This window comes from Vibrio sp. 1580 (assembly GCF_033340055.1).
The window spans coordinates 1-537 of sequence record NZ_JAWOVT010000647.1 but is presented as its reverse complement, the minus strand read 5'-3'; the positions used below and the strand labels follow the sequence as shown (position 1 = coordinate 537).

1 protein-coding gene is annotated in these 537 nt (G+C 47.1%); it reads right to left on the bottom strand.

Annotated elements, in window-relative coordinates; genetic code table 11:
• Nucleotides 1-537 (bottom strand): acyl-CoA dehydrogenase family protein (locus R7093_RS27625; RefSeq protein WP_318147329.1); only part of this gene is annotated, 537 nt, incomplete at both ends.

Sequence of the window (537 nt, the reverse complement as noted above, 5' to 3'; positions counted from 1 at the left end):
TAGACGCATCCCCAATACTTCTTTGCCTTCCCATTCTCCTTTACAAACGACGCCGTAATCTGGGATTGAGCCTGCGTCTGAGCCAGCCTCTGGGCTAGTTAGCGCGAAACATGGGATTTCTTTACCTTCGGCTAGGCGAGGTAAGTAATAGTTTTTCTGATCTTCTGTACCGTAGTGTTGCAAGAGCTCGCCTGGGCCTAATGAGTTAGGCACACCAACGGTAGAAGAAAGTACGCCAGAAACACCCGTCAGTTTTTGCAGTACCAAAGATTGAGCGTATGCAGAGAACTCTAGACCACCGTACTTTTTCTTGATGATCATGGCGAAGAATTTGTTGTCTTTCAGATACTGCCAAACTTCAGGTGGTAAATCCGCGAGTTCATGCGTTACTTGGAAGTCGCTGACCATAGCACACACTTCGTTTACTGGGCCGTCTAAGAACGCTTGCTCTTCAGCGCTAAGTTTTGGCGCTTGAATTGCGTGTAATTGTTCCCATTCAGGTTTACCTTTGAATAGCTCAGCTTCCCACCATACTGT